The 11,743-nt window shown below is 60.3% G+C and carries 12 protein-coding genes and 1 tRNA gene; 4 read left to right on the top strand and 9 right to left on the bottom strand.

The window, feature by feature from the left end; translation table 11 throughout:
- Window positions 1–18 precede the first annotated feature (18 nt).
- Window positions 19–372 (bottom strand): iron donor protein CyaY, encoded by a 354-nt coding sequence (cyaY, locus tag VFW72_RS01120; RefSeq protein WP_329672419.1) that lies wholly within the window; start codon window positions 370–372, stop codon window positions 19–21.
- 25 nt (window positions 373–397) lie between these two features.
- On the opposite strand from cyaY, the gene lptM reads away from it, so the two are divergent.
- Complete coding sequence (gene lptM, locus VFW72_RS15910; protein WP_414638757.1) at window positions 398–625, top strand: LPS translocon maturation chaperone LptM; 228 nt, start codon at window positions 398–400, stop codon at window positions 623–625.
- The gene (gene lysA / locus VFW72_RS01115; RefSeq protein WP_329672418.1) at window positions 622–1,890 is read left to right on the top strand and encodes a diaminopimelate decarboxylase; all 1,269 of its coding nucleotides are present in this window, start codon (window positions 622–624) and stop codon (window positions 1,888–1,890) included. Before lptM ends, lysA begins: the two co-directional genes overlap by 4 nt.
- 80 nt (window positions 1,891–1,970) lie before the next feature.
- On the opposite strand, the gene VFW72_RS01110 is transcribed toward lysA, so the two are convergent.
- Window positions 1,971–3,389 (bottom strand): porin, encoded by a 1,419-nt coding sequence (locus tag VFW72_RS01110; protein ID WP_329672417.1) that lies wholly within the window; start codon window positions 3,387–3,389, stop codon window positions 1,971–1,973.
- Window positions 3,390–3,571: 182 nt separating this feature from the next.
- Window positions 3,572–4,642, bottom strand: coding sequence for a porin (locus VFW72_RS01105; protein WP_329672416.1), 1,071 nt, complete (start codon window positions 4,640–4,642; stop codon window positions 3,572–3,574).
- A gap of 244 nt (window positions 4,643–4,886) precedes the next feature.
- Here VFW72_RS01105 and ruvB point away from each other — a divergent pair, with 244 nt between their 5' ends.
- Entirely contained in the window at window positions 4,887–5,978 is a 1,092-nt protein-coding gene (ruvB, locus tag VFW72_RS01100) for a Holliday junction branch migration DNA helicase RuvB (protein ID WP_329672415.1), read from the top strand.
- A gap of 13 nt (window positions 5,979–5,991) precedes the next feature.
- Here ruvB and VFW72_RS01095 read toward each other — a convergent pair whose 3' ends face one another.
- From VFW72_RS01095 to VFW72_RS01075, 5 genes are all read right to left on the bottom strand, one after another.
- Window positions 5,992–6,231 (bottom strand): sulfurtransferase TusA family protein, encoded by a 240-nt coding sequence (locus tag VFW72_RS01095; RefSeq protein WP_329672414.1) that lies wholly within the window; start codon window positions 6,229–6,231, stop codon window positions 5,992–5,994.
- Window positions 6,232–6,265: 34 nt separating this feature from the next.
- Window positions 6,266–7,168, bottom strand: coding sequence for a cysteine synthase CysM (gene cysM, locus VFW72_RS01090; protein WP_329672413.1), 903 nt, complete (start codon window positions 7,166–7,168; stop codon window positions 6,266–6,268).
- A 61-nt stretch (window positions 7,169–7,229) separates the two neighbouring features.
- Window positions 7,230–7,314, bottom strand: a tRNA-Leu gene (locus VFW72_RS01085).
- Between the two features lie 32 nt (window positions 7,315–7,346).
- Window positions 7,347–8,090 (bottom strand): winged helix-turn-helix domain-containing protein, encoded by a 744-nt coding sequence (locus VFW72_RS01080; RefSeq protein ID WP_329672412.1) that lies wholly within the window; start codon window positions 8,088–8,090, stop codon window positions 7,347–7,349.
- Window positions 8,091–8,102: 12 nt separating this feature from the next.
- Window positions 8,103–9,833 (bottom strand): methyl-accepting chemotaxis protein, encoded by a 1,731-nt coding sequence (locus VFW72_RS01075; RefSeq protein ID WP_329672411.1) that lies wholly within the window; start codon window positions 9,831–9,833, stop codon window positions 8,103–8,105.
- A 223-nt stretch (window positions 9,834–10,056) separates the two neighbouring features.
- Between VFW72_RS01075 and VFW72_RS01070 the strand changes: the two genes are divergently transcribed.
- Window positions 10,057–10,683, top strand: coding sequence for a rhomboid family intramembrane serine protease (locus tag VFW72_RS01070; RefSeq protein ID WP_329672410.1), 627 nt, complete (start codon window positions 10,057–10,059; stop codon window positions 10,681–10,683).
- Between the two features lie 3 nt (window positions 10,684–10,686).
- On the opposite strand, the gene VFW72_RS01065 is transcribed toward VFW72_RS01070, so the two are convergent.
- On the bottom strand, window positions 10,687–11,535 hold the full coding sequence (locus VFW72_RS01065; protein ID WP_329672409.1) for a DUF2189 domain-containing protein: 849 nt from the start codon (window positions 11,533–11,535) through the stop codon (window positions 10,687–10,689).
- Window positions 11,536–11,743 lie beyond the last annotated feature (208 nt).

The following is an 11,743-nucleotide window of genomic DNA, read 5'->3' as shown; positions in this document are numbered from 1 at the left end:
CGGTGCGGCGCTCAGCACTCAGAACTGAACAGGCTTGCCCAACTGTTCCGATGCACAGGCTGACAGAAGGGCAAAGAACTCTTCGCCCGACTTTGTGTCAATCCAGCTTCCTTGGGCTGAATACTTGAAGTGGAAACCACCTCGTTTGGCGGCCAACCACAGTTCATGCAAAGGCGGTTGAGCATTGACGATCAACTGACTGCGATTGGGCAAAGCCAGGGTCAGCATGCCCCCGGTACGGGCGGCATCGATGTCGGCCACATCGTCTTCCAGCCAACGGTCCACCGTGGCTTCGATTCGTGCCAGGGTCTCGCGAATGATCTGGTCGTACTGGGCATCGGTCAGGCCCGACGGCGTGTCCTGGGAACTCATGAAGCAGGGTCCTTAGAATATCGGCATGAAACAAACAGCCCAGATTTTAGGCACGACCACCGCCTCACCACGATTGCGCTCGGTATATCCGACACGGCGTGCGGGTGCCGTGGGCGCCGCTCTGGCCCTTGGTCTGGCTTTCAGCCTGACTTTAGGCGGCTGCGGCCTCAAGGGCCCGCTGTACCTTCCCGCGCCCGCCGCCTCCTCTGCAACCCCACCCCATTCCACCGCGTCTGCGCCCACCGCACCATGACCCTGCCTGGCTCCCCCTTTCTCGCCTACCGTGGCGACGACCTTTACCTCGACGACATCAAGCTGCGCGACCTGACGCAACAGCACGGCACCCCGCTGTACGTGTACTCCAAGCGCGCCATGCTCGCGGCGCTGGCGCCTTATCAGAAAGCCCTGCAAGGTCGGACCCATCTGGTTTGTTATGCCGTGAAGGCGAACTCAAATCTGGCCGTGTTGCAAACGTTCGCCCAGGCAGGCTGTGGCTTTGACATCGTTTCCGCAGGCGAACTGTCGCGCGTACTGGCCGCAGGCGGCTCCGCATCCAAGGTCGTGTTCTCTGGCGTGGGCAAGACCCGCGCTGAAATGGCCCTGGCCATGAAGGCCGGCGTGAAGTGCTTCAACGTGGAAAGCACCGCCGAACTGGAAGTGCTGTCGCAGGTGGCCGTTGAAACTGGCATGACGGCCCATATCAGCCTGCGCGTGAACCCCGATGTGGATGCAGGCACCCACCCCTACATCTCCACAGGCCTGAAGGGCAACAAGTTCGGTGTCGCCCACGAAGAAGCCCTGGCCACGTATCGCCGTGCGGCTGCACTGCCCGGCATCCATGTGGCCGGCATCGACTGCCACATCGGCTCGCAAATCACGGAAGTGTCGCCCTACCTCGATGCCCTGGACCGCGTTCTCGATCTGGTCGAATCGATCGAAGCAGCAGGCATCCCCATCCATCACATGGACCTCGGTGGCGGCCTGGGCATCACCTACACCGACGAAACCCCGCCTGCCGCTGACGAACTGATCGCACAACTGCTCAAGAAGATCGACGCACGAGGCCATGGCCACCGCGAAATCCTGTTCGAACCCGGCCGCTCCTTGGTGGGCAACGCTGGCGTCTTGCTGACCGAAGTCATGTTCCTCAAGCCCGGCTCGCAAAAGAACTTCTGCGTGGTCGACGCCGCCATGAACGACCTGATGCGCCCCGCTCTGTATGAGGCCTATATGGGCATCGTCAACACCCACAAGCGAGCCGAAGCCCCCACGGTCTGGGACGTGGTGGGCCCGGTGTGCGAATCGGGCGACTGGCTCGGACGTGAGCGTGCGCTCGCTGTTCAACCCGGCGACGTGCTGGCGGTCCTTTCGGCCGGCGCCTATGGCATGACCATGTCGAGCAACTACAACACGCGCGGGCGTGCAGCAGAACTCATGGTTGATGGCTCGACCGTTCACGTCATCCGCGTTCGGGAATCGGTGGAAGACCTTTACCGTCACGAGAAACTGTTGGGCTGATGGAGCCCGCCTCACGCCGCTGACGGCGACATAAAAAAACCGCTTCAGTTGAAGCGGTTTTTTGTTGGGGCCTGCTCGAATCAGAACTCGTGGCGCACGCCAATCGAGAAGACCCGGCTGGTGGAATCGATGTTCGCGCCGCCACCTGCAAAGAATGGCAACTCGGTCGAACCAAAGCCCGTCAGGATAGGCACGGGGCCACCCGTCACAGCAGGCGTCACGGCACCCACCACCGGCAGCGTGGTGGTGTCAAGGTTCGCAGGCTTGCCACGCAGATCCTTCAACATGCCAAAGCGTGTGTAAAGACGAGTGCGCTTCGAGAAGTTGTAGTCACCGGAGAACATCAGAGCAAAGTCCTTGCCTTTGGTGAAGTTGGTGAACTGCGAGTAAGCCCCCTCAAAGCCGACAGCATACTGATTGATCGGATGCTTGACACCAAAAGCCACCGTGTTCATTTGAATCGAATCGACGTTGCTGGTCGCATCGTTCTTGAACTTGCTGTAGAGGTAGTTGATACCGAAGACCGTGCCTGTCGAAGGCGCCTTGTACTTGCTACCCAAGGCAATCGAGTAATAGCGATCCAAAGCCACCAGAGGCAGCGCCGTGCTGGCATCGACCACCGAGGCGTCACCAAATTTGTTGGTGTGATAGGCGCCAGTCAGGTTCAGGCTCGAATCGACGGCGTAATTGGCAAAGAAGCCCAGCGATTGGCCACGCCCCTGAGCCCCGGTTGTTTCTGCACCCGCGTTGATCGCGCCAATGATCTGGCCGTTGGCGTTACCCGAAGCCACGCCATTGCGGGCCGAGCTGATGTATTTGTCGACACCAGCGTTGGGCGAGTAAGCCACGGATGCGGTCAAGCCACCATTTCGGATCCAGTAGCTGATCTGGTTGTCTTGGCGATTCTGCAGCGAGTTCACGACCAGACCGAAACCCATCAGGTCAGAGGCGCCCAGGATTTCAACCGTCGTCAACGCGAAGGTGTAGAACATCGGGGCGTATTGGCGGCCCGCGCGGATTTCACCGAACGGCGTGGTCAGCCCAGCGTAGGCCTGACGGCCCCACATGCGGTTGTCTTGTCCACTTTGGGCGCCAGTGTCAGAGGCAAACTGCCCCTCCAGCACAAAGTTACCCTTGTAGCCGCCACCCATGTCTTCAACACCCTTGACGCCGATGGCGTTCTGGGAAGAGATGCTCTGGGTGACGCGGTTCAGCGTCGAAGGGTTGGCATAGGCTGCACGCAATTTCGCGGCAGCAGCAGCCTGCGCAGCGACGGCATCAGTCAGAGAGCCGCCTGCCTTCAAGACACCCAAACCGGCCAGGGTCGGAATGGTCTGAGTCAGGTAGCTGTTGTCGTCGATATAGCCTTGACCCTTATGAACGTTGTCGATGGCAACGTCGAAATTTCCGTACAGGGTGAGACTGGACTGCGCAAATGCCATACCGGCACTGGCGGCAAAGCCCAAGGCGATCATCTTGGCAAGGGTGCTCTTGTTCATTTACATATCTCCTCTCGGGGGCTCAATCCCACGTCAAGAAATATTGTTGCGCAGTTGCACCACCGCCCCCCTAGGGTTGACCGCAAGTGTGGCAATGCACCAACAAGATGCATCACGATGGTGCGCAAAAAAAAGGGCCCCGAAGGGCCCTTTGGCTTGACGCAGCGAGTGCGTCAGCTCGATCAGAAGGCGTGAGCCACACCCACTGCCACACCACCGGCCAGCTTGTCGCCACTGGTGGGGGCCAGCATGCCAACGGTAGCGCCAGACTCGTTGTTCACGAGGGTAGCCAGACCGTACACGGAAGTGCGCTTGGACAGCTTGTAGTTGGCCTTGATGGCGGTGATGACGGCGTCATCGTTACCCACCTTCGAACCAGCAATGTTCTTGGCCTTCGACACACCAGCCGACACGGTCAACTCAGCGGACACGGGCACGATGGCCTTCACGCCGTACACCGACAGACGCTTCTTGCCAGCTTCAGCAGCGGCAACCTTACCGGTTTCGTTGTCCATGTAAGCGATGACCTTGGCTGCACCCAGGTCATAGCCAGCGTACACCAGAGTGGCGTTGGCGCGTTGGTTACCGGGAACAGCAGAGTTGTCATCGGTCACGTTCAAATAGCCCAGACCTGCCAACACGGGGCCTTCGGCGTACTTGACGCTCAGACCGTAGGACTTGTTGAAGTTGCTGCCGTAGGCTTCGCTACCCAGAGCACCGGTGGAAGCGCTGGAGCCCGAAGCAGTCGAGTACTGCAGCTGTGCGCTCAGGCCAGGCATGACTTGAGGCAGCACGTAGGTGACAGCGTTGTCCAGACGACGGTAGTACTCGGCGGCACGGGTCTTGACGATCTTCAGATCGTCGTAAGCCTGACCACCCAGGATGGAGGTGTCGCCAGCCAGGGCGCCGATGGCGGAGTCTTGACGACCCAGACGCAGTTCGCCAGCGCCACCAGCCAGACCAGCCCAAGCGGCACGGTCGAACAGACGGTTGCTGTTGCCTTGAGCGCCGGTGTCAGCGTTCACAGCCGATTCCAGCACGAAGTTGGCCTTCAGACCACCACCGATGTCTTCGGTGCCCTTGAAACCCAGGCGCGAAGTGGCCAAGTTGCCAGAGGAAACGCGGGTGACCTGGTGATCGCCCTTCACGCGCTCCACGGAGACGTCGACGACACCGTACAGGGTGACGAACGATTGAGCGAAAGCGGCGGACGAAGCGGCCAGAGCGGCCAGAGCCAGCAGAGTCTTTTTCATTGACTTCTCCAAAGTTGTGTCAAGGATCAGCGGGGTTGGGCTGACGGGTGTCAACTTGCGTCCGACTTCAAACCTCGTCGGATCCCGCTGAATCTCGGCAAATTGCACCAGAGTTCGCCCGTCGCCTTGATGACAAGGTTGTCATAAAGCGAAGTCCAAAAGAACTACTGTTGCCAACTCACAACAAGCCTATCGAGCATCGGGCCACGCCTGCGGGTGGGATTCGAGTTGGATAATCCACTGTATGAGTATCCAGACTGACGACTTTGGCGACCTGCCTCGAGCGCGGAAATCTGCGGCGCCTTCGGCGCCTGATCAAGGCAGCCGGATTGTGGGCGGCAGCGCCTCTTCCCCAGGGGAAGAGGCCCTGGAGCGAGCCCTTCGCCCGAAAGATCTCGACGAATACGTTGGGCAGACCAAAGCGCGTGAACAGCTGGAAATTTTCATTGGCGCCGCGCGCAAGCGGGGCGAGGCGCTCGATCACGTTTTGCTGTTCGGCCCCCCAGGACTGGGCAAAACAACACTGAGCCACATCATCGCGACGGAATTAGGCGTGAACCTGCGCCAGACCTCGGGGCCGGTGCTTGAAAAGCCCAAAGACCTGGCTGCCATCCTGACCAATCTGGAGCGGCACGACGTGCTGTTCATTGATGAAATTCACCGTCTGAGCCCGGTGGTCGAGGAAATTCTGTATCCCGCTCTGGAGGACTACCAGATCGACATCATGATCGGTGAGGGCCCTGCGGCACGATCAATCAAGCTGGATCTACAGCCCTTCACCCTGGTGGGAGCCACCACACGTGCGGGGATGCTGACCAACCCCTTGCGGGACCGTTTTGGCATCGTCGCCCGCCTGGAGTTCTACACCGCACAAGAGCTGCAAAAGATCGTGACGCGCTCGGCCGGATTGTTGGGCGCCCCCATTGACCCTGACGGCGCCATGGAAGTGGCGCGCCGGTCACGGGGCACCCCTCGCATTGCCAACCGATTGCTACGCCGCGTGCGCGACTATGCCGAGGTCAAAGGATCAGGCCGCATCACTCGAGAGATGGCCGACAAAGCCCTGGCCATGCTCGACGTCGACCCATTGGGCTTTGATGTCATGGACCGCAAGTTGCTGGAAGCGGTGATTCACCGCTTCGATGGCGGCCCGGTTGGGCTTGATAACCTGGCAGCAGCCATCGGCGAAGAACGGGAAACGATCGAAGACGTGATCGAGCCTTATCTGATTCAGCAAGGCTTCCTGCAACGCACCCCGCGCGGCCGCATTGCCACCGCGGCAGCCTTCCGACATCTGGGGCTGCAAGCCCCGCAGGGCGATGACCTGTTGAGTTGAGCCCTGGCGACTTTCAGCGGCGGCGCAAAAAGTGCACGAACTCTTCGCGCCCGTCGCCTGGCAAGGTTTGCTGCTCCAGCAAATCGTTGCCGGTTTGGCGCGCAAAGGCCTGGAAATCACGAATCGAGCCCGGATCGGTGGCGACAACCTTCAGCACCTCCCCGCTGTGCATGTCAGACAAGGCTTTCTTGGCCCGCAAGATGGGCAGCGGGCATGTCAGTCCGCGAGCGTCGAGTTCTTTGTGAATTTCCATGGCTGTTTGAGCACTAGACAAGGCCGGAGCAAGCTCAGGCGGGGAAGACGCCGGTGGAGAGATAGCGATCGCCCCGATCGCACACGATGAAGACGATCGTGGCGTTAGTCAGATTCTGCGCCAATTGCAAGGCCGCCCAGCATGCGCCGGCTGCAGAAATGCCGCAGAACAGACCCTCCTCGCGCGCCAGTCGACGCGCCATGTCTTCGGCATCGGCTTGCGAGACGTAGATCATGTCGTCCACGCAACTGGGGTCGTAGATCTTGGGCAAGTAGGCCTCAGGCCATTTACGAATACCAGGAATGCGCGAACCTTCAGTGGGCTGCGCGCCAACGATGCGAACCTGCGGGTTGACTTCCTTGAGGAAGCGCGAGGTGCCGGTAATGGTGCCGGTGGTACCCATCGCACTCACAAAATGGGTGACTCGCCCTTGGGTATCGGCCCAGATTTCAGGGCCGGTGGTTTCATAGTGAATGCGCGGGTTGTCAGGGTTGGCGAACTGATCGAGCACCACACCCTTGCCTTCGCGCACCATTTGGTCGGCCAGGTCGCGAGCGTACTCCATGCCTCCACTCTTGGGCGTGAGGATGAGTTCGGCACCATAGGCCTTCATGGTCTGGGCGCGCTCGATGCTGAGGTCTTCCGGCATGATCAACACCATGCGATAGCCACGAATGGCCGCAGCCATGGCCAGCGCAATGCCGGTGTTGCCCGAAGTGGCTTCGATGAGGGTGTCACCAGGTTTGATGTCGCCACGCTCTTCGGCGCGACGAATCATGCTGATGGCCGGTCGGTCTTTGACGGATCCGCCTGGGTTGTTGCCCTCCAGCTTGGCCAGGATGACGTTGCCACGGGCGTCTTGTTCGGCGCCGGGAACGCGCTGCAGTCGAATCATTGGCGACTTGCCAATGACATCTTCAAGCGTGGGGTATGACATGGAATCCAGCAGATCAGCTTTGTTCGAAAGCGCTATTGTCTCAGGACGAGACGCTGGAATTTGGTGCCCCAGGTCGGAATCGAACCGACACTCCTCGCGGAACGGGATTTTGAATCCCGCGCGTCTACCAATTTCGCCACCGGGGCTCCGATGTGAAGAGCGCTACTGTAGCACAAACTCAATCAAGTAAATCGGCTGCGAGTGCGCGGTTGTGGGTCGCAACCGACAACGGCACATGAGGGGCGGCATTGAAGAGATAGCCCTGCCCCCGAACCGAGTGAATCAAGCTTGGTTCACGGGGGTCGTCACCCAGTTTGCAGCGCAAACGTGTGACCAGCAAAGCCATGCTGGAGTCTGCGACGTCCAGGCCGCGCTGGCGGGTTTCATGCATCAGGTGATTCGGTGCAATCACCTGATAGGGATGACTCAGGAAGGTCAGCAGCAACTGGTACTCGGCTTGAGCGAGCTTGACCCATGAGTCATTGGCTGCGCGTATCGTGCATTGCCGAGTGTCGAGCTCCCATTGCGCAAAGCGAATTCGGTGAAGTGGTGCGGGCTCGGCCAGGCGACGACGGCGCAAGGCATGCAGGCGCGCTGCAAGCTCACGCCAGTCGCAAGGCAAGGACAGGCATTCATCGGCCCCGAGGTCCAGCATGGCGACGCGAGACGCAACGTCCGGAGCCGACAACAAGACGACCACAGGCACTCCTGCCTGACGCGCCTGCCGGAAATGCTCAACCTGGCAAACCTCCAAGGCGCGGTCGGCCGCAATCACAAGCATGTCGGCCAGGTCGGGCTCGAGATCGTCCGACACACCGAACCCGAAACGCACCAGTGCAACGCCCAGTGCGGGCAACAGATCCGCCTGCTCGCTGGAGCGTGCATCGTGCCAGAGAACGCTGGTGTGTACTGCAATGGCCATTGCCGCTCCAGCTTAGAAGGTTTCCCAGTCGTGCTCGTTATGTCCGGCAGGTTCGGCCGTTCGCACAGGTGCGGGCAATTCGGGGGCGCTTGGCTTGGCCATAGCCGGCTTGGGCACGGTCACAGGGCGCTCGCGGTTGACAAATGGTTTACGTGTCACCACCGTGGCGGTCTCTGCAACTAGGGAGGGCGAACCCTCGAGCGTTCTGAACACGGTAACGGCCTGTGCCAACTTGTTGGCCTGGCTGCGCAAGCTTTCTGCCGCTGCCATGCTTTCTTCCACCAGTGCCGCGTTTTGCTGAGTGCTCTGATCCAGTTGCGCGACGGCCTGATTGATCTGGCCAATGCCTTGACTTTGCTCGGCGCTGGCGTGCGCAATCTCCCCCACCAGATCGGTCACTTTGCGGACCTGATGCACCACATCCTGCATGGTGCTGCCCGCCGTGCTGACCAGGCTGCTGCCAGCGTTGACCTTTTCCACGCTGTCGTTGATGAGGGTTTTGATCTCACGGGCAGCCTGTGCACTGCGCTGCGCCAACGATCGAACTTCGCCTGCCACCACTGCAAATCCACGGCCCTGCTCGCCTGCACGAGCGGCTTCAACCGCGGCATTCAAGGCCAGGATGTTGGTCTGGAAGGCAATGCCGTCAATGACACCGATGATGTCGGAGATCTTCTGACTGGCGGTCTGAATGTCGTTCATGGTGTCGACCACCTGACCGACCACTTCTCCGCCGCGCGCGGCCACTTCGGAGGCTGCGCTGGCCAACTGGTTGGCCTGTCGAGCATTGTCGGCATTCGTGCGAACGGTGCCGGCCATCTCTTCCACTGCCGCGGCGGTTTCCTGCAGACTGGAGGCCTGATCCTCGGTGCGTGCGCTGAGATCGGTGTTGCCCTGAGCAATCTGAGACGATGCGGTGGCCACCGAGTCAGCGCCCGAGCGCACTTGGTTGACCGTGTCAGCCAAGCTCTTGACCATCTGACCAATGGCGCGCTGCATGTCGCCAATTTCGTCGCGGCGCTGGCTGTGAACCTGTTGGGTCAAGTCGCCTTCCGCTACGGCCTTGAGCACGGCAACGGCCTCTTCCATGGGCTTGGACATCATGCCCGACAGGACCACGGCGATGGCCATGCCCACCGCAACCACCAAAGCCAATGAGCTCCAGACCGCCCAACGTGCGGTGTTATAGGTTTGTTCCGACTGGCGCTCGGAGTCCTTCCCACCCTTCACGTTGAGCGCGATGAGCGCATCCAGGTCGGCGCTGACTTGAAGGAACGCGGAAGACAGCTTGCCGTTGACCAATTCGGTCGCCTGCTGGACGTTGCCCCCTTGCGAAGCCGCCATCACCTGGGCCTGAATGTTCAGGTAGTCTGCCCACTTCTTTTTGAGGTCATCCCAGGTGGCCTTTTCTTCCGGCGAGGCAATCAGCACAGCGTAGTCCTGATCGGCCTTGCTGAAGGCGTCTTGCGCCTTCTGGATGTCTTGCTCCAGGGCGCGTTTGGCTCCCGCATCGGTCGCGAGGATGTGGCGCAGGGTGAATCGCTGCAGATCACTGGTCACATTATTGATTTCACCCAACACCACGACACTGGGCATCCAGTTGTCGGCCAGGTCCTGGGTTCGCTCATGAACGCTGCTCAGCCTGGAGTTCGCAAAAATGCCCAGAAAGAGCGTCATGGCCAGTACAACAGAAATGGCTGAGATCAGCTTTGTACGCAAACGCAAATCGGCTAACCAATGCATGGTGACATCCTCGTTGAACGAGTGGGAAGGTTGTCATCTCTCCAGCAGCAATCGGGCAAGAGAGTCCAGTTCCAGTGTGCGCACACCTGCGAATCTGCAATGTCCGAATTCACGTGGCAAATTGCCGCTATTTCGAGCTGTGGCGATCGCCCCTCAGTCGCCACCCGATGCAGTCGACTGCCCTATGATTTGGTTTCCCAATAAATGAGATGGTTGAATCAGCATGCCTCCATTGCCGCCGGTAACCCAAGCCTTCATTCTCATCAACGTGGCTTTGTACTGCCTCGACTTCGCGGCGGGGGGCCTGTTGTTTCAATGGCTGGCGCTGTGGCCCCTTCAAAGCCCGTGGTTCTTCCCTTGGCAACTGGTGACCTATGCCTTCCTGCACGGGTCGATGGGCCACATCTTCTTCAACATGCTGGGCTTGTGGATGTTTGGCAGCGAGCTGGAACGCATCTGGGGCGGACGCCGCTATGCGCAATTCCTGCTGGCCAGCATTCTGGCTGCAGCACTGTGCCAGCTGGCATTCAATCTGATTGGGGGATTTGGCGCCCCCACCGTAGGGGCCTCGGGTGGTCTGTTCGGGCTGCTGCTGGCTTTCGCGATGATGTTTCCTAATCGCACCATCGTGCCGCTCATTCCGCCCATCCCCATGAAGGCCAAGGTGTTCGTGGGCATTTACGGGGCGCTGGAGCTTTTCCTGGGCGTAACGGGAACCCAGTCAGGCGTGGCCCACTTTGCCCACTTGGGCGGCATGCTGGGTGGCTGGCTGATGATTCGCTACTGGCGCGGCCAGCCGCCCTTCAGCAGAGGCGGCAAGGGGGGGCCCCGCCCCGGGCGTCGTTTCTGATCGTCACTGGCCCGCGTCGACCAACGACAGCACCTGTCGGTAGGCATGCCAGGAGGCATGCCCCAACACCGGCCCCACCACGATCAGGCCCACAAACCCGGGCAGCATGGCCAGCAGCACCAGTGCGCTGATCAGGACACCCCACCAGACCATGACGGGGGTTTGCGTTAGAACCAGACGCATGCTGGTCAGACCAGCCGTCACGGCATCCACCGCTCGGTCCATCATCAAGGGCATGCTGATGACACTGACTGCGTAGATCAGACCGGCAAACACGGCACCCACCGCGCTGTAGGTGATCAGGAATGTCAGGTTGTCACCGTGCAGCAAGTCGGACACGGTGCCGTCCCAATGCGGCACCCCATCGAAGCTGATCGCAAAAACGATCATGGCCGCCCGCCCCCAAAGCATTTCGAGCACCAGCAGCACGCCAGCAAAAATGCTGATCTGCCCGGTGGCCGATCGCCACGCCATCAAGGAGCGCACGAAGTTCGGCCTCACCCCCTGCCCCAGGTCTCGGCTGACCTGATACAGGCCGAGGCACAGAAACGGCCCAAGCAGCAGAAACCCCGCTGACAACGCCAGGGTGTATTCCGGCGCAGCTTTGAACACGGCCAGCAGCAGCCAGCCCATGCCCACAAAACAGGCACCGTAGAACAAGCCGATCAGGGGAGCACTTTGGAAATCTCGCCACCCAGCGGCCAACCAACGGAGAGGATCGCCAAAGCGAACAGGGGCCAAGGGCCAGTCGAGCGCACTGGGCGGATGGGTGTGTGCCTGCAATCCACCGAGCGGATCGAGCGCTGGCTCGGGTGCAACAGGAGCCGAGACCTGAACAGGCGGGTGAGGCACGTGATGCTGTGCCTCGGACCACAAACGTGAGCGCCGAAATACCGGACGCGTCCGGTGCCGACGCCGACGAGAGACTGCAACGTGATTCGAAAGTCGACCGACCGATCCCATGCGTTCCTCATGCTCTGAGCCACGATGGACTAAAACTAAGTCAAGTTTGGGTCAGGCCGTATCGGGAAAACCGCGCGGTATCAAACGTCAGATATCA

The organism is Aquabacterium sp. (assembly GCF_036273115.1).
GTDB lineage: Bacteria > Pseudomonadota > Gammaproteobacteria > Burkholderiales > Burkholderiaceae_C > Aquabacterium.
This window is presented reverse-complemented; position numbering and strand designations above follow the sequence as displayed.